The 15,160-nt window shown below is 45.3% G+C and carries 18 protein-coding genes; 12 read left to right on the top strand and 6 right to left on the bottom strand.

Features of this window, described 5'->3' with window-relative positions; genetic code table 11:
* The first annotated feature begins 6 nt into the window (after nucleotides 1-6).
* Together AC1DP6_RS21210 and soxC are read left to right on the top strand one after the other, a co-directional pair.
* Nucleotides 7-573: a c-type cytochrome gene (locus tag AC1DP6_RS21210; protein ID WP_477056597.1), complete on the top strand. Its 567-nt coding sequence runs from the start codon at nucleotides 7-9 to the stop codon at nucleotides 571-573.
* Nucleotides 574-579: 6 nt separating this feature from the next.
* Complete coding sequence (soxC, locus tag AC1DP6_RS21205) at nucleotides 580-1,854, top strand: sulfite dehydrogenase (protein WP_477056596.1); 1,275 nt, start codon at nucleotides 580-582, stop codon at nucleotides 1,852-1,854.
* A gap of 1 nt (nucleotide 1,855) precedes the next feature.
* Here the strand turns inward: soxC and AC1DP6_RS21200 are convergent, their stop codons facing one another.
* The 4 genes from AC1DP6_RS21200 to AC1DP6_RS21185 form a co-directional block, all read right to left on the bottom strand.
* Nucleotides 1,856-2,269: a hypothetical protein gene (locus AC1DP6_RS21200; RefSeq protein WP_441578436.1), complete on the bottom strand. Its 414-nt coding sequence runs from the start codon at nucleotides 2,267-2,269 to the stop codon at nucleotides 1,856-1,858.
* A gap of 10 nt (nucleotides 2,270-2,279) precedes the next feature.
* Nucleotides 2,280-2,642, bottom strand: coding sequence for a DUF1304 domain-containing protein (locus tag AC1DP6_RS21195; protein WP_477056595.1), 363 nt, complete (start codon nucleotides 2,640-2,642; stop codon nucleotides 2,280-2,282).
* Nucleotides 2,643-2,676: 34 nt separating this feature from the next.
* A complete protein-coding gene (locus tag AC1DP6_RS21190) occupies nucleotides 2,677-3,060 on the bottom strand; it encodes a ribosomal maturation YjgA family protein (RefSeq protein ID WP_477056594.1) in 384 nt (127 codons plus the stop codon).
* 113 nt (nucleotides 3,061-3,173) lie between these two features.
* Nucleotides 3,174-3,494, bottom strand: coding sequence for a KGG domain-containing protein (locus AC1DP6_RS21185; protein ID WP_477056593.1), 321 nt, complete (start codon nucleotides 3,492-3,494; stop codon nucleotides 3,174-3,176).
* A gap of 295 nt (nucleotides 3,495-3,789) precedes the next feature.
* Between AC1DP6_RS21185 and AC1DP6_RS21180 the strand changes: the two genes are divergently transcribed.
* The 3 genes from AC1DP6_RS21180 (at nucleotide 3,790) to AC1DP6_RS21170 (ending at nucleotide 5,534) form a co-directional block, all read left to right on the top strand.
* A complete protein-coding gene (locus tag AC1DP6_RS21180) occupies nucleotides 3,790-4,224 on the top strand; it encodes a DUF6496 domain-containing protein (protein WP_477056592.1) in 435 nt (144 codons plus the stop codon).
* Nucleotides 4,225-4,332: 108 nt separating this feature from the next.
* A complete protein-coding gene (locus tag AC1DP6_RS21175; RefSeq protein WP_477056591.1) occupies nucleotides 4,333-4,587 on the top strand; it encodes a hypothetical protein in 255 nt (84 codons plus the stop codon).
* A gap of 65 nt (nucleotides 4,588-4,652) precedes the next feature.
* A complete protein-coding gene (locus tag AC1DP6_RS21170; protein ID WP_477056590.1) occupies nucleotides 4,653-5,534 on the top strand; it encodes a mechanosensitive ion channel family protein in 882 nt (293 codons plus the stop codon).
* Here the strand turns inward: AC1DP6_RS21170 and AC1DP6_RS21165 are convergent.
* Nucleotides 5,531-6,661 (bottom strand): histidine decarboxylase, encoded by a 1,131-nt coding sequence (locus AC1DP6_RS21165; RefSeq protein ID WP_477056589.1) that lies wholly within the window; start codon nucleotides 6,659-6,661, stop codon nucleotides 5,531-5,533. The genes AC1DP6_RS21170 and AC1DP6_RS21165 overlap by 4 nt on opposite strands.
* A 166-nt stretch (nucleotides 6,662-6,827) precedes the next feature.
* Here AC1DP6_RS21165 and AC1DP6_RS21160 point away from each other — a divergent pair, with 166 nt between their 5' ends.
* On the top strand, nucleotides 6,828-7,292 hold the full coding sequence (locus AC1DP6_RS21160; RefSeq protein ID WP_133809790.1) for an Lrp/AsnC family transcriptional regulator: 465 nt from the start codon (nucleotides 6,828-6,830) through the stop codon (nucleotides 7,290-7,292).
* Here the strand turns inward: AC1DP6_RS21160 and AC1DP6_RS21155 are convergent, their stop codons facing one another.
* The gene (locus AC1DP6_RS21155; RefSeq protein ID WP_477056588.1) at nucleotides 7,293-9,263 is read right to left on the bottom strand and encodes a tetratricopeptide repeat-containing sensor histidine kinase; all 1,971 of its coding nucleotides are present in this window, start codon (nucleotides 9,261-9,263) and stop codon (nucleotides 7,293-7,295) included.
* Between the two features lie 281 nt (nucleotides 9,264-9,544).
* Between AC1DP6_RS21155 and AC1DP6_RS21150 the strand changes: the two genes are divergently transcribed.
* From AC1DP6_RS21150 to AC1DP6_RS21125, 6 genes are all read left to right on the top strand, one after another.
* Nucleotides 9,545-9,823 (top strand): Rdx family protein, encoded by a 279-nt coding sequence (locus AC1DP6_RS21150; protein ID WP_477056587.1) that lies wholly within the window; start codon nucleotides 9,545-9,547, stop codon nucleotides 9,821-9,823.
* 82 nt (nucleotides 9,824-9,905) lie between these two features.
* A complete protein-coding gene (locus AC1DP6_RS21145) occupies nucleotides 9,906-11,090 on the top strand; it encodes a BamA/TamA family outer membrane protein (RefSeq protein ID WP_477056586.1) in 1,185 nt (394 codons plus the stop codon).
* Between the two features lie 81 nt (nucleotides 11,091-11,171).
* Nucleotides 11,172-12,206, top strand: a complete 1,035-nt coding sequence (locus AC1DP6_RS21140) for an outer membrane beta-barrel protein (RefSeq protein WP_477056585.1) — start codon at nucleotides 11,172-11,174, stop codon at nucleotides 12,204-12,206.
* A 254-nt stretch (nucleotides 12,207-12,460) separates the two neighbouring features.
* Entirely contained in the window at nucleotides 12,461-13,267 is an 807-nt protein-coding gene (locus AC1DP6_RS21135; protein ID WP_477056584.1) for a DUF6630 family protein, read from the top strand.
* Nucleotides 13,268-13,355: 88 nt separating this feature from the next.
* The gene (locus tag AC1DP6_RS21130) at nucleotides 13,356-13,712 is read left to right on the top strand and encodes a hypothetical protein (RefSeq protein ID WP_477056583.1); all 357 of its coding nucleotides are present in this window, start codon (nucleotides 13,356-13,358) and stop codon (nucleotides 13,710-13,712) included.
* A gap of 48 nt (nucleotides 13,713-13,760) precedes the next feature.
* Complete coding sequence (locus AC1DP6_RS21125) at nucleotides 13,761-15,158, top strand: TolC family protein (protein ID WP_477056582.1); 1,398 nt, start codon at nucleotides 13,761-13,763, stop codon at nucleotides 15,156-15,158.
* Nucleotides 15,159-15,160: the final 2 nt, after the last annotated feature.

Genomic DNA, 15,160 nt, shown 5'->3' with positions numbered 1-15,160 from the left:
AGARATATGATCATTAAACGCTCCTGTTGTTACCGGGTGGCAGCCGTAGTGGTGTTGGGTATGCTCGCTTGCCATACCAACACCCGGCCACCGGATACCGGCTGGCCATCGCATTTCGGATTTGGTCATACTGCCACTGCCGCGCAGATAGACTCCCTGAATATTTCCATCGCACCGGATGGCAAAGGATTGCCTGCGGGCAGCGGTGATGCGGTGACGGGGCAACGTATTTATATCGCAAAATGTGCAGCCTGTCATGGGGAAACCGGTGCAGAACCAACGCCCAATCGCCTCGTGGCGCCCATGGGTGATACCACCCGCGTGAAAACCATTGGTAATTACTGGCCTTATGCCACAACGGTATTCGATTATATCCGCCGTGCCATGCCTTTCAATGCGCCCGGCTCTCTCGCCAGTGAAGAGGTATACAGCCTCACGGCGTTCCTCTTATACCGCAATGAGGTCATCGATAGCACGCTGCAGTTAAATGCCCGGAATCTGCCGCAAATAGTGATGCCCGCGAAAAAATATTACGTGGATGATGACCGCCGCGGAGGTAATGAAGTAAAATGAATAGCTATGACATTGGAAGAAGACAACAACGGCAACAAGATACCCAGACGAACGATCTTGAGAGCCGCCGCAGTTTCCGCTGCTGCGGCTTTAATGGGTGCCTCCGGCATACAGCGTGCACCAGGCCCGCAAGCAACTACCAGCAAGACAGAAATTCCAGATCCTGCGGATAGTGCTTATGTGGATCCTACTAAAATTACCGGCACATTACCCGGAAAACTTGGTACCCGTTCTCCTTTTGAGCAACCCGTAAAAAAGCCATCTGATATTTCATCCCGGACACCGTTGCAGGACTTGTATGGTATCATTACGCCATCAGATCTCCATTTTGAAAGAAGTCATGCCGGCGTGCCACTGATTCATCCGGATAAATATGAATTACTCATTCATGGTATGGTGGAACGCCCGATGATATTTACCCTGCGCGATTTAAAGCGTTTTCCGGCCGTTTCCCGTATTGCCTTTATAGAATGCTCGGGCAACTTTAGATCAGGCAAAGAAAGCATGACAGCGCAGGAAATATGTGGGTTGACCAGTCAGAGTGAGTGGACAGGTGTGATGCTGTCTACCTTATTCCGCGAGGTAGGTGTGAGCCCCAAAGCTACCTGGTTTCTGGCCGAAGGCTCCGATGCGGCGGTGATGAGCCGCAGTATTCCTGTACAGAAAGGGAGGAAAGATGCGATGATTGCTTATGGTCAGAATGGAGAGGCTATCCGTCCGGAGCAGGGTTATCCTGCGCGCCTGTTTTTGCCGGGATGGGAGGGGAACACCAATGTAAAATGGATCCGGCGCATCGAGTTATCTGACCAGCCTTTTATGACCCGGGAAGAGACATCCAAATACACGGAAACCATCCGTGATCATAAGATCCGGCAATTTAGCTTTGATATGGATGCGAGGTCTATCATCACTTATCCCTCCTTTCCACAGCAGGTAGAGAAGGGCTGGATAGAAATAAGAGGCATTGCCTGGAGTGGCCGGGGGAAAATTGATAGGGTGGAAGTCAGTACAGATGCGGGGAAACACTGGGTGAAAGCCACGTTACAGGAGCCTGTGCTGGATAAAGCGCATACTTATTTTCGTTATCTCTGGTACTGGGATGGAAAGCCCACAGAAATTATGAGCCTGGCCGTAGATGATACCGGTTATCGTCAGCCTACTATGAAGCAGCTCATACAAGCCAGGGGTACTGATATGGGAGGGTACCACGTAAATCCCGTCACCGCCTGGGTTTTAAAGGGCGATGGAACAGTAGTATTTAAACCGGAAAAATGGAAATAAGTTATTCAAATAATGTCAGGTCATCACGGGTGATGGCCTGAAAAAGATTTTGCAGCTGGTGAACATGTACTATCGGCCGGCCGTAAGCTACCAGACCTTCTGCTGCATCAGTAAGCGGCTGAAATACATCATTTTCACTCCGCACATGTACACTATGGAGCCGGTTATATTTCAGGGAGTATACGTTTTCATCTTCTCCATAGTCAGGATCTCCTTTAATAAAGCCAAACCTGGATAACAGGTAAATGTCGAGTATCACCGGGTTGACCTTTTCACAGCGTAGTTTACTGAGCGGCAGCCCGGAATTATAGACATATCCCTGCAAAATGCCTTCTACCACAAAGGCTGTTTCTTCCATGTTATAATCAAAGTAGGATACGTAGTTTCCTATCCTGATGTCTGACTCCTGTATCATGTAAAGGGTCTTAAGAAAATAATACCAGTAATAGCGTGATCAGTGCAGGTAATGCCTGTACGAAAAAAATCTTTTTGTCTGCTGTCAGTGCTCCATACAAACCGGCTACTATTACGCAGCTTAAAAAGAAAATGGCTACTCTTCCTGCCCACAGCGGGTCTGAAATAAAAAAAGTCCAGGCCAGTCCGGCAGCCAGGAAGCCATTGTACAATCCCTGGTTAGCGGCTAGTGATTTGGTGGGCGGAAAGAGATCCTTCGGAAACTGTCTGAATACTTTAGGGCCTCTTGTTGTCCACGCAAACATTTCGAACCACAAAATGTAGAGGTGTTCCAGCATCACCACTGCGATCCCGATCTTAATGATTATCTGCATAATGGAATTGTTAAATGATACCAGCTAAATATAATCAAATTATCTTTTCAAGTAGCCATGCAAAAGCGAAAGCGAGTAGTGTACCTACTGCGTAACATACACAGTCACTCCACAGGAAACCATGTCCGAGGAGAATGCCTGCAGGGGTATTACGGAATTTTACCGCCCATTCGGCCTGGTACAGCTGTTGTATCTCAATAAGCATACATATTATAAAATTGCTGATGCTGATTTTCCACAGCGGGGTAACGGGGTAGAGGAATCGTATACCAAAGAAGATACAGGTGGCGGAAAATACATCGCCTCCATATATACGTATGATGTCAGGAAAATATTGGGGAGCCCACCTGGTGGCAAGTCCTAAAGGGATATTCAATAAAATGAGGAGGAGATAGATCCAGCGCCTTTTTGCTACCATAGAATGTAAAAAGCGATAAATATAAGAAAGATATTCCTATATGTAGGGCCACCGGAAGGAAGAATGGCAGAAGAACCAGCCATCCGGGATAAAAAAGCAATAACCCCATTGGGTTATTGCTGGTTATCGGTTTCGACGTTATTTTTCTTTTTTCCGCGGTTAGTACCACCTTTACGGCCAATAGCGGCCATGTGTTCACGATTCTTGCTCACGGCTTCACCGCCTTTTTTACCTGCTGCACGTGCTTCTTCGGAAGTGAATTTATGGGCTACACCTTGCTGATGTGCTGCTTTTCCACCTTCTCTTGATATGGCACGTTGCTGTTCAGGGTCCATAGAAGCAAATCCGCGTTTACTATGCTTATTTTTTTGTTCCGGATTTTTCTCCTGTAAATGGGTTACTGGCGTGGCATGTTGAAATCTGATGTCTTCCATAATCCTGAAGTTTTTTATAGTGATAGTAGTTTAACAATAGTGATAGTAGTTAAAATGTTCCCTTTACCGGGGATCAAGATATGTGCCACCACCTGTTTTCACCACTAGAGGCCGTATTCGCCGATTGCTAAAAAGGAAATAGGGCAATACATTCCACAATCCATAGAATTTTTAACACACTTTCCGACCCTCTTCCCCATTTTATTCGCACGAAATACCTCATTTTCCGTGGCTTATATTTTGTTTTTATATCATCGTTATTTCTTTTTTCTCAACCCATCTAAATTTTTTTGTCATGGCAAAGTATTCAGAAGAATCGCAGCGTAAAGTCAAAAAGACTATGCATGAAATGCACGAAGGCAAATTAAAAAGTGGAAGAAGCAATAAGAAAGTTACGAATCCTAAACAAGCCATTGCAATAGGCTTGTCTGAAGCGAGAGAAGAAGGCGCCAAAGTACCTAAGAAAGCGGCAGCTAAAAAAACAACCACCAAAAAAGCACCTGCTATAAAGGCGGCAGCAAAAAAAACAACAGCGAAGAAAGCAACAACAAAAAGAGCTACTGCTAAGAAGGCAACCGCCAAAAAAGCAACGACTAAAAGAGCTACTGCCAAAAAAGCTGCAGGAAGGAAAACAACGGCTAAGAAGACAACTGCCAAAAAGGCCACTGCTAAAAAAGCAGCACCAAAGAGAAAGTCAGCTGCCCGTAAAAAGTCAGCTGCTATGGCTTGAGTAGCGTGTTTTTTGGGTCGTTTTCACCTTTCCAATATATACATAAAGACCGGTCACCACACAGCACCGGTCTTTATTTGTGGTATATCACTTGCGGCATTTTTATATATGGAAAAGCACAGCATTACGGTGATCATAAAAGGTAAACCCTATGGATTGATCATCACGATCGATGGGGGAGCTTTGGCAACTGCATTTCAAGTCATTCCTGATGTAAGGGAACATGTACTGGAAGAATTTGAACCCCATAACCAACATTTTACCACCGATCACAAAGACACCCTGGAAGGAAGCCTCCGTACCGTGGAATCAGAACAGATCGCCCGTATCATCTGGGAAGATATCCTGGATAAAATGAAATAACCCCCGGTTGCTTCACAAATCAAATCACGGTTGTACCTTCGCAATCAAAGCGAGCGTGAATAGCTATGATGGTAACCGATAAAACGTATAAAAATACCAATCGCAGGGAGCGGATCATATTCCTGGTGAAACTGCTGGTATACCTTGGCATTGTATATTTCAATATTGAACATCCTGCTGTTTATAACAAATTTGTCTGGTTGTTTAAGTTAACCAACGCGCTCTCTTTTTTCCTGGGCGCTAACCTGGTTATTTCTCTCGCCTGGCTGCTGATCTTATCATGGTACACCCGCCGCAATCGCAGCAAGCCTATTGAAAAAGACAACTTTATCCTGGGCATCAACAGGATATCTTCCGTATTAAATACCCTGTTTCTGCTGCTGGCCATCACCTTTTTCTTTGGTGTAAATCCACTGCAGTTCATTACCAGCATCACCATCGTGGCGGCGGCGATTGCCCTGCTTACAAAAGATTATATCACCAATATGATCAATGGCCTGATCATCATGTTTTCAGATCAGTTGTCACTCGGAGATCACGTGCGGATAGGAGATTACAAAGGAAGAGTAATGGATATTACGCTCATTAATGTGGTATTACAGAACGAGGATGATGATATCGTGATTATTCCCAATTCGGTGGTCTTTACATCTATTGTATTAAACCAGTCCAAACAAAATATCAGGAAACTGACATTAGAGTTTGAACTGGATCATAAACATCCTTTTACTATCCGTGGGCTGGAAGAACGGCTGAGAAACTGTGTGGAAGAGTATTCCCGCAGCTTTACCCCTGAAAGTTTTTCGTTGAAAACAATAGAAATCAAGAAAGACTTTGTACAATTTAAAGTGCAGTTGCTGATGCCCCTGGCCAACAAGGAAACGGAGCGCCAGATCAGGCGTGCCCTCAACACAGAAATCATGGCCATTGCAGAAGGAGTTGTTTAAGCAACTACCATGACTGCTATGAGCGTGTCAATGAATTCATCTACCTGTTCCTTACTTACATTGGGCATACAGATAATGTGCGAGCAGCCATTTTCTGAAGCCAGTTGCCACTTACGGCGAATGCTTCCGGGAGGATCCGGAAACACCACCGTAATAGCATTGGGGTTACGCCATGCAGGGATACCGTTTTCGTTCAAACGTTCCACCGCATAGGCGGCTACAGCTAAGCTATGCCTGGCCCTTTCCTTTAATCCGGCAGGTCCCAGGCTCTTGATTGCGTACCATAAGAACAATGGACTATGGCCGTTTCTTGAACCGGTGATGGTGGTATCCATACTACCGATATACGCTACAGACCGGGCTATTCTGTCGCGATTGGATTTTCTGGCAATCACCACTCCGCAGGGAATGGGGGCGCCGATAAATTTATGTCCGCTGATGGCAATGCTATCTGCCCCATCTGCAAAATCAAATGCAGGCCGGGGTTCCAGGAAGGCACTATAACTGCCGGATAAAGCGCCATCAGCATGAATATAATGATGCCGTATAGCCAGGTTTTTAAGGATACCTTTAATGCGCCTCACATCATCCCTGGCTTCGGTCATAGTGGTACCAACATTGGCCAGCATAATTACCGGCAGATGCCTGTTCATCCGCATCGTATTTTCCAGGTCATCGTAATCAATTTCCCCGTTAGGCAACGTGCGGATAATAATACCGGGCATATTCAGCAGGTGCAGGTTCTTTTGCACACTGTAATGAGTTGCCTCGGAATAATACACCATCCCTTTTGGATAAAGCTCCCGCGCAAGATATAATCCGTATAAATTGCCCTCAGAACCGCCATTGGTCACATATCCCCACCAGTCATCTTCGGGAGCCCGGAACAGGTCCGCAAAAAATGATACCACCTGCTTTTCCATCTCCCTGGAACCTACTGCATAGGTAGCAGGTACAAAGGGATCGCCCAGGTTGTTAAGCGGGTATTGCAGAAAAGCCAGTAAAGGACTATAATCAAAATCTTTAGATACAGGATACCCCAGGAAATCTTTGGTACGGGATTGTACCTGCGCTAACAGTTCATCCAGCGCCGCTTTATCAGCCGCCGCTAACCGGTACTCTTTCATAATCGTTTATTACAGGTGTATAATCCTGCGAATGTAGTAGATACCCATTGAATTAAACTATTCCTGTGGTTAGAATAGAAAATATATACTATTATTGTGTGATTAATAGTTGAATTAAACTGTTTTAAAAAGACCAGATATCTTTTTAAAGATAAATATAACTGCCATGGATACACTGGATAAAACAGACCGCAGGATATTACAGGTATTGCAAAACGATGCCCGGTTAAATACCAAGGAGATCGCGCATCGTATAGGGCTGTCCGTTACGCCCACTTATGAGCGGCTGAAGAAGATAGAAAAGAGCGGGGTGATTAAAAGTTACGTAACGCTGCTACATGGCGACAAAGTAGGTAAAACCCTGATGGCTTTCTGCAATGTATCACTGCAGCTGCATTCGCAGCCACTGATTAAAAAATTTGAAACGGCTATCGCAAAAATGGAAGAGGTGATGGAATGCTATCATGTGGCAGGCACCTACGATTACCTGCTGAAAGTAGTGGTGGATGATATGCGCAGCTATCAGCACTTTTTAACCAATAAGCTGGCAGCTATCGAAAACATCGGACAGGTACACAGTTCCTTCGTGATGACGGAAATCAAGCACACTACGGCCTTTGGACTGGGCTGATCAGCGTCTTAGTACACTTACACCATTCAGGGGATGGTCCTGTACCACTACGGTATAGGCACGGGGATTTATTTCATGATCTTCTGATACCGGAAGGGTAAAGGAAAAGCTGCTGCCACTGCCTGGCATACTGTTAAACCAGATTTGTCCATGGTTCCGTTCCACAAAATCTTTGGACAGGTGCAGACCTAAACCGCAGCCTTTTTCATTTTGGGTGCCGGTAGTAGAGTAGTAGATATTGGAGAAGATGCGGTGCTGATTCTCCAGCGGAATACCGGTACCATTGTCTTTCACGGTGATTTCAGCTGTTTCTTTGTTGCACTGCGCGGTGATCATCACCTCGCCGCCTGCGGGAGTAAATTTAATGGCATTGTTAATCAGGTTGCGCAATACAAGCCGGATCATGTCGGGATCAGCATATACCATCATGCTTTTATTCAGTTCGTGCGACAGCTTCACTTCCTTTTGCCTGGCAAGGGTTTGCAGCAAATCAAATTCACGGCTCAACAGCAGCGTTACATCAAAGTCATCGGCTTTTACGCCAATACCTTTCATTTGATTGCTCGCCCACTGCAGCATATTATCCATCATGTAGGCGGTGTTTTTTACATCGCGCCATAGTTCATCGGTATACATCCGGAACTGGTTGGCATCAATTTTTTCATCTTTCAGCAGAAAGAGCAGTCCTTCCAGGATCGCCAGCGGTGAGCGAAGATCGTGGGAGATCACGGAAAATATTTTATCCTTTACCTGGTTCAGGTTTTCCAGCGTGGCGTTCTGTTCCAGGATAATGCGGTTCTGCATAGATACTTCCCGGTTCTTGTTATTGAGTTCCAGGTATAGTTCCTGTTGTCTTTTATACAGGCGGTATACCATCACTGTGATGAGCAGCAGGGCGAGAAACAGGGCGGCTGCGGACAATACCAGCACACGTTGTTGCTGTATAGTGGCCAGGTGTGTATGTTGTTCTTTCTTCAGTACGATGTTTTCGCGCTGTTTCTTTTCCGATTCGTACCTTTCCTCGGAGCGGGAAATCTGCCGGCCCTTTTCTGCATTGAAGTAGTCGATGTTCCGGTTGCTGTATTCCTTGAAATGATTAAAGGCCGCTACATAATCTTTCCTGGCAGAATCCAGTTCATAGCGGATTTTATAATAGATCATTTCGTTTTTAACGTTCCCCAGTTTATCATTCAGGGCTTTGGCATTGTCCAGGTTTTTGTCTGCGCCCTTAAGGTCACCCAGCATTGTTTGTACTTCGGCGAGGTTCAGACTGGATTTTACTACCCCCGGTAAATTATCGGCTTCTTTATAATAGGCGGCAGACAGCAGGTGATAGCGCAAGGCATCATTATAGTTTTGCTGCACCATGGAAATGATACCCATGTTTTCATAGGTATAGGCAAGTCCGCGCTGGTCGTTGAGTTCCAGTTTAATCTTTTCCGCTTTCTGCAGAAAGTACATGGCAGAATCATGCATTTTCAGTGCGATATAGGCAGACCCGATATTGTTGAGGGTTTTCCCGATCTCTGTTTTTTCGTTTCGTTTTAATTTGATTGCCAGTGATATTTTCAGATAGGTGAGGGCATCACGGGGGCTATTCAGCTCTGTGAAAATATTGCCTACATCATTATTGAGTACGCCGAGCATGTAAGGCTCGCCGATGGTTTCTGCCAGTTTAAGCGCGTTGAGGGTCAGCTGCATTTGCTGGTCCAGGTGACCTTTTGTATTTTCCACGAGGGCGAGGTTACGCAGGGCCCATATTCTTCCGTTGGTGTATTTAAGACTGTCGCTGATCAACAGGGCTTCTTCTCCGTAGCGGGCGGCTAATGTAGCATTTTTGGTGAAGTAGATCCGGGCAATCTGGTTCAGCAGCTTGACTCTTGCAGTATCTCTTTTTATATGGGATTGAAGGGATGTCAGTAAAGAATCACTCATATCCTGTTGCGCTGCTACCGCAGGGGACAGCAACATGAAGTAAAGTGGGATTAAAATACATTTATTCAAAGGACTGGCCGGCAGCATAGTGTATATTGTTGGCTGTGACAAGGGTGGAGCGATTCGGGGACGGTCCACTTTAATATAGGTTAAAATTAAAGATAATGTGCCACGATTCAAAGTAAGTTGGGATAAAAAGTGCTTTAATGGTCAGTGTATTTAGTGTTATATCCCTATAAACCAAATAGGGTCGTATCTTTCCGGAAATTTTTATTTTTTTTAATTTATCGTGTCTGACGCGTAAAATAATAATGCCAATGAAACCTGTTATTACGATAGAATACTGCCCTAAATGTGGTTGGTTGTTAAGATCAGCCTATATGGCCCAGGAATTATTAACCACTTTTACAGAAGATCTGGGCGGTGTAACCCTTCGTCCCAGTGAAACAGGGGGTACCTTTATTATACGGCTCAATGACGCCGTATTATTTGATCGTAAAGAAGCCGGGCATTTTCCGGAAATCAAATTCCTGAAGCAGCTGGTGCGTGACCAGGTGAACCCGGAAAAAAGTCTGGGGCATTCCGATAAGCCTTAATGGTGGGAAGGGCTGTCTTAATCCCGAAAAAGACAATCGTCGAAGGCGATCCCCTTCGCTAATTTCTTTACATTTGCAGCCTATGTGTAAAAACCTCCATATCACGGCTTTATTAATTTTATTAGCAACAGGTGTAAAGGCTCAACAGGATAGCGTTACTCATACTGGTCCCTCACGGGAAGGTATACACGATAGCTTAGCCTTCCGTAAACGCAGTTTCTTTCCGTTACCGGTGCTGGGTTATTCGCAGGAAAAAGGACTGGAAATAGGAGCGGCCATGTTATATTCCTTTTATACGGATAACAGGAACCCTGATTTAAGTACGCGTAACTCCACCCTGAACCTGATTCCCGCGGTCACCACGGAAAAGCAGTTTAAAATAGATCTCAAAACAAATATCTGGACAAGAGGGAATCTCTGGCATTTTAAAGGGAATCTCCGTTATCATAATTATCCGCTTTACTTTTTTGGTATCGGCGATACTACCCATTATGATACCCGTTCGCTGGTAAGTAATATCCGCTATAAAGTGCAACTGGAAGGGGAGCGGCGTATCACCGGTCATTTTTATGCCGGGGCGTCTATATTGTATCAGCACGATACTTACAGCAGCAGTGACAACAAAGGTATTTATACGACTATGCCCCTCACAGATAAAGACGGTGGTTATGTTACCTTTCTCGGCCTGACCGGTATTTATGATAACCGTGACAATGAAAACTATACCCGTCATGGTTGGTGGCTAAAGCTCAATGTGGCTTACGCACCTTCTTTCCTGAGTAAACAACCGCTCTTTAAAGTGGAAGCGCAGGGAACTCATTTTATTGCCTTCTCCCGAAAAAGTACCCTGGGCTTTAATGGTATTTTTAATAGCCTGCAGGGAAATGACCTGCCATTTTACTTATTACCTGAAATGGGCAATGACAATATTATGCGGGGATATTATACCGGTAGATATCGTAACCAGAACTACCTGGCGGGTCAGGCAGAGTATCGTTATCTCGTAGATCCCAAGATGCGTATTCATATCTGGTTTGTAGATATTAAACCCAAATTTGCATTGGCGGCCTTTGCTGGTACAGGTACTGTGTTCTCCAACCGTGATTTTCATTTTGATGGATTTAAGCCAAGCTATGGTGCGGGGATCCGTTATTTCTATGATGAAAACGCGAAACTCACTATTCGTATAGACTACGCCGTTGGTGAAAAGCGTAATGGGGAATCCAGACAAAAAGGGTTATATCTTTCGTTGGCAGAAGCGTTCTAGCTAAATGGTTTTGGTGATGGTTATTTGCTAATAATTTATTAACTTTCAATAGATTAATACAACACACCAAAACCATTGCATATGAAAAAACCACTCCTGTTTGGTGCAGCCGCGCTATTGATGGCTGTGACAGTTACTACCCAGGCCCAGGACATTTCCAACACCAAGACTTCTTCACATTCGAAATGGTATCTTAAGATTGCCGGTGGGTATTTTTTCAGTGTATCCCCAGGTCAGTTTCCTAATGTAGGCCCTTATCCACCACAGGATCTGCACACAGAGTTTAACCCCACCAATGCAAATCCTTTGGATACCATCAGCCGTAAAGTACTAACGGGTTCTTACGGAGAAGGTTTCAGAGGCGGTTTATCTGTTGGTTACAATATCAACAAATACCTGTCGGTAGAAGGAACCTTTAATTATTTTCACAGCAAGAAAAATCTGATGACCCGGCAGCAGACTACCTTAGTTGGCACCAGCAAATCACTTGGCAGCGTGGAATCACATGGTTATGTCAATGCCGTGGATTTTGCACCCAGCCTGGTCGTGAGTCCTGGTCTGGAAAAAGTAAATCCATATGTGCGTTTTGGTGTGGTAGTGCCACTATGGGGCCGCCTGTATATTGAAACAGATGCTACCCAGGTATCGGCAGTTCCTCCTGGTGCACCCGTACCTGCCGGTACACAGATATTGACTACCATCAATCGTAAAGAAGAAATAAAACCTAACGTAACGGTCGGCTTCCAGGGCGCACTGGGCGTATCTTTCATGGTAGCCTCCCGGTTTGATGTTTTTGTGGAAGCAGAATACAGGAATGTACCGGTGAGGAGCAAGGAAAAGGAAATTACAAAGTATAATGAAACCACTCAATTTATCAATGGTGCCACCGGTGCTGTGCTGGGCGATGCCAGGCCTCCCCGCACGCTCAATGATCTCAGTACGGCAGAAAAGAACACCGTGTATGAAACTACATTAGATAAGAACTCTAATACACCCATCAATCAACAGGGAACCAAGGTTATTTATAAAGATAATAACAAGCCCTCCAATGACCTGAAGTCATATATTAATATAGGTGGACTTGGCCTGAATGTAGGATTGAAATTCCGGCTATAAAAATGTGCAGCTGCGGATTTTTCCTGCTCCCAATGATGGAAGTGAGAAAAATCCGCAGCTGTTATTCCGTTGCTTAACTGAAGACCACTACTGTCACCCGCTTCAAGTTGCAATGGCATCGCAATCGCCCCCCATATTCTCCTCATTCCTGTTTGCCCTCATAATATTTTTTCATAGAAGCATTTCGCCGGTACTTCCCGTTCCTAATTTAACTACTTTTGTTGCTCATCGGATTAAATTTTATGCCAGTTCAAATGCCTGATATTTCACGTGAAGAATTTACCTGGTTAACACAAACCTATGGGAAAGATAGTGGTTACTCGCACATAGATACCAAAGAAAGTGTGGTACATGAAATATTTAAGGATAAGGTCCTCATCGGCACCGCCTTCCTGAATTACGCCTCCTATGAGCTTTCTTTTGAAGCTCCCGGATTGCACATCCGGAAAAGTCGCCTCGATAATTACAAACTGCAGGATAAGGCAGTGCTGATTACAGACGAGATGAATGAGGAAGACGAGGAAGAACTGATGCTTCGCTGGACCACACTGATACAGGAACTGAAGTTACTGGAAAAACTAAACGGCATGACCAATGTCCGTGAACTRCTGGAACAGCTGTACCTCGATATTTTTAAAGAAGATGATGCAGAAGAGCTGATCAACCGTTTGCCGGAAATTGTATCCCCCAATGTATTAGCCATCTGGGAAGAACTGCATGCCGCATTATCTGCTACTGGCAATGTAGTGGAGTTTGAATGGCAGGAATTTTCAACTACCGGTATTCCCGCACTCAACGAACTAGGCCCCCTGCTGCAGGCAGGTATTGTCCTGGAAGCACCTGATCCCGCCACTTATGAAGAGATCATTGCCGGAGAAGATTTTGCAAAAGAAGTACTGGATTTTGTAAATGAACAAATTGTTGCCTACGACCTGAAAATAGTAGCAGTAGGTCCCGGCCTCGATGAATATCAATCCTTCGCCTGCCTTGATATGCAGGATTTCCGACTGGCCAACGCACTGCTGAAAATGGAAGAGCTTTGCCTCGTTTGTTTTTTCTAGCACATTAAAATTTGGTTAAAATACCGGGTTCATTCTTGCTATACCAGCCGGTAATCAATATCTTAGTGAATTCGTAAGGATATACCACATGAAATTATTAAGGCAATTATTTTTTGTACTGATCACTGTAATGATCCTGCCGGTTGTGCAGGGACACAGGGTGCCTGTACAAAAATCTGTCGTTAATAGTATTCATGAAGTCCGGGCCACCRCTTTTAAAGTGGCCATGAAGGCGCCTGGTTTCAGGACCACTATTAACCGGTTTAAACGCCGGCCCGTTGGTATCAACGACAGCTACGGACATGAAAAAGTTTGTCCGCCGCTCTTATCAGCTGATACCGCGCGATTTATTTATGTAGATAAAATCCAGCGCGGATTTTATTTTAACCCTTACCTCAGCGTCCCCATACCGCTGAGAAGCTGGAGAGGCCCGCCCACCGCCTGATAACCCGTTTTATCATTTTCTTTTATTTCATTCTTTTTTCAGCGACTTATGAACTTACATATGATCGCGAAGAAGTGGTGTTGGTGGTTGCTATGTATTTTTCCCTTCACTTCTTTGTTCGCACAATCTGCAGCGGATAGCTTTTCGCTGCACCGGGCCATTGCGCTCACACTTTCGCATTACCCGGCATTAAAGGCGAAGCAGGCCCAGGTAAACGCCGGCCAGGCAAGTCTTACAGACACTAAACATAATTGGTACCCGGCTATAAAACTGCATGAGCAACTAGACGCGGGCACAGATAACAGCATATACGGATCCTATTTTACGATGGGAATGATTCCTTCTACCTCCGGTGGTATCCGTGCAGAAAACAATAACGCCATTATGAGCGGCAACATCGCCATGGCCGCCATGACATGGGAGGTATACAACTTTGGCGCGTACAACAGTGAGCAAAAGGAAGCTGCACAATCACTCAAAGTGCAGCAAACCGATTTAAGCAATACGGCTAACCAGCTAACAGTTGCCGTCATAGAAAACTACCTGGAATTTTTGCGCCTGCAGGCGTTACAGAAAATTGCCTCTGATAATATCCAGCGCAATGCGGAAGTCCTGAGGGCCGTAACAGCTACTGTTTTACATGGTCTTAAACCCGGGGTAGACAGTGCCGTTGCTGCGGCAGAATTATCCAAAGCAAGATTAAACCTGCTGGATATAAAAAATAAATACAACCAGGTACGCATTCAGCTCTCCACTTTCACGGGACTCGACACTGCGCTGATACAACCCGACACGGTGAACAACACCCGGCTGCTTTCCTTACTGGGCGTGGCCGCTCCGGACAGTATCAGCAGCCACCCGATGCTGGAATATTACAATGCCATTTACCGGCAGCAACGTGTTGCAGAACAGGTGATCCGCAAATCACGCCTGCCTAAGGTAAACCTGATGGCAGCCGGATGGATGCGGGGTTCCAGCGGATCATTCAATGATGTGTACGATAAAAATTTGTGGAGTGGCCTGGGATACAGCAGGTACAACTACCTGCTGGGACTGGGTATCACGTACAATCTTACAGACCTGAAACGTACACACGAAAAAGTAGCCGTGCAGCAATACCGGTCAGAGGTGGCGCAGCAACAGCTGGAAACCACACGTACCACACTGAATGGCTTATTACAACAGGCGCAATCAGATATTCAGACATCGAGAGATAAACTGCAGGAACTGCCTTTGCAACTGGCCGCAGCACAGGCGGCAGCCAGACAAAAAATGGCATTGTACAAAGGAGGACTTACCAATATTATCGAGGTAACCACCGCCTTATTTGTATTGAACCGTGCAGAAACAGACCTGGTGCAAACCCGCGATGCTGCGTGGAAAGCACTGTTTCGCGCTGCCTATGCAGGCAACAGTATTTCACAATTTTTACCTGATCTGAACTAAAC

Source organism: Chitinophaga sp. 01L420 (assembly GCF_056399985.1).
This window is presented reverse-complemented; position numbering and strand designations above follow the sequence as displayed.